The following is a 1,878-nucleotide window of genomic DNA, read 5'->3' as shown; positions in this document are numbered from 1 at the left end:
TGAACACGCGCTCTCACCACCCGTGGGAGTAACACCCTGACAGCCTCCAGCAAACCCGGGGTGGATCACGACCGCCGCCCACCGCACCAACTTCGAGCCCTGTTTGGTGATGTGGCCCCGGTGCACGAGGGTGTCGGACTCGTGGTGGCGTGGGGTGAGCCCGGCCCACGAACACAACCGGTCCGGGCCCACGAACCGTGTGACGTCTCCGATTTCGGCGACGAACACTGCTGCGAGGGTGGGACCGACGCCAGGCAGTTCCTGGAGCGCCGTGTATCCGCGGTGGCCGCGTAACTCGCCCGCGATCTGTTCGAAGAACCGGGCCTCGTGCGCGTTGAGGACATCGATGAGCTCGAGCAGCGAGATCACCCGCTGCGCGTACACGCTGCCGAGGGGTACATTCGCGAGGCGTTCGCGGCCGATGACACCGAAGAGATCCGACACGGGAATCAGGATGCCGGCCTTGGCGAGCACTGCGTGGACCTGCGCCTTGAGTCCGGAGCGCAGCGCGACGAGCTTGGCGCGGTAGCGCACCAGCTCCCGAAGCTCTCGTACCGGTGGCGGGGCGATCCAGGCTTCGGGCAGCCGATTCATCCGCAGCAGATCCGCCAGATCCCCGGCGTCGCGGACGTCGTTCTTCACCCGCCTGTATCGGAACCCTTTGACACCCAATGGATGTGCCAGATGCACCGTGGCGCCCGCCGCTTCCAGCGAGTCGACCGCCCAGTACCAGCCGTACGTGGCTTCGAGTACCACCTCGGGGTTCGGTCCGGACTCCTCGATCTGCAGCGCCAACGCCACCGGGTCGTTGACGATCCGGACCGCCGAGAGTTGCTCGCCGGTGTCGCTTTGTCGGACGATCACCGATCGTCTGCGGTGCAAATCGATCCCGACGAACTGTTTTCCGTCATACTCGCTCATAGGGGCCTCCTCGGTCGTGTTGCACGTGACATTCCCCAGCATTCGCCGGGAACCACGAGGAGCGGGAGGCCCCGCCCCTTTCATGGCATCAAGCCGCGCTTGCGGGTTCCTTCTCGCGTTGCCGGTGGCTGCGTTTGTCGTCGGCGAGCATGATGCGCCAGACGTGATCGGACAGGTGACGTTTCAGGCTGCGAGTTGCGGCTCGGGGGCTTTTGCCTTCGGCGATCTTCTTGTCGTAGTAGGCGCGGCCGGCGCTGGCGGGCATACGGATCTGCACCATCGCGACGGTGTGGAGCGCACTGTTGAGCTGCCGGTCACCGTAGCGGGACAGCCGGTGGCGCTCGGTGTCGGCGCTGGCGATCTGCACCGGTGCGGAACCGTTGTAGTTCGCGTACGCCGCGGCGGTCGGGAAGCGGCTGGCGCGTCCCGTGCGGCCGATCAGGCAGGCGGCGGTCACCGGACCGATACCGTCGATTTCGCGTAGGCGGGTGCCGTGCTCGTCGAGCGCACGGGTCATCTGCTTCTCGTTCTCGGCGAGCTGACCATCGAGGCGGCGGATGTCGGCAATCAGGTCGCGACAGAGCCCGACACGGATCCGATCGACCTCGCTGCGGGCACGGAAGCCTCGCAGCAGTGCCGTGGCCGTGGCGGCGGTGAGCGAGGCCGGGGCGCCGCCGGCGAATAGCTGGCGTAGCAACGCGTGCAACTGATTGACGAGACGAGTTCGACTGTTACACATATTTTTTCGACGCTCATCGAGCAACGCCAGGACGTCGGTCGGCCCCTCGGGGTCGACCGGGCGGGCGTCGCACTGCAGCGCAGCGACGCATGCGGCCGCGGCGGCGTCGATGCGGTCGTTCTTGCGTCGGCCCCCGCGGGAGAGTTGCCGGATCCGGGCGGTGGAGGTGGTCGGAACGTCGAGAACGAGTTCGCCGAGGACCAGTAGCCACTGGGCGA

General features: G+C 66.9%; 2 protein-coding genes. Both read right to left on the bottom strand.

All coding sequences use genetic code 11. The features are described 5' to 3' along the window. On the bottom strand, positions 1–921 hold a 921-nt coding region (locus ABD951_RS28510; RefSeq protein WP_345353646.1), incomplete at its 3' end, for an IS110 family RNA-guided transposase. An 88-nt stretch (positions 922–1,009) separates the two neighbouring features. Then, positions 1,010–1,878, bottom strand: an 869-nt coding sequence (locus tag ABD951_RS28505; RefSeq protein WP_345353644.1) for a transposase, incomplete at its 5' end; no start/stop codon positions are given.

This window comes from Rhodococcus olei, assembly GCF_039540555.1.
Taxonomy (GTDB): Bacteria; Actinomycetota; Actinomycetes; order Mycobacteriales; family Mycobacteriaceae; genus Rhodococcus_G; species Rhodococcus_G olei.
Note: the sequence above shows the minus strand (reverse complement) of the source record. Positions and strands in the feature narration are given on the sequence as shown.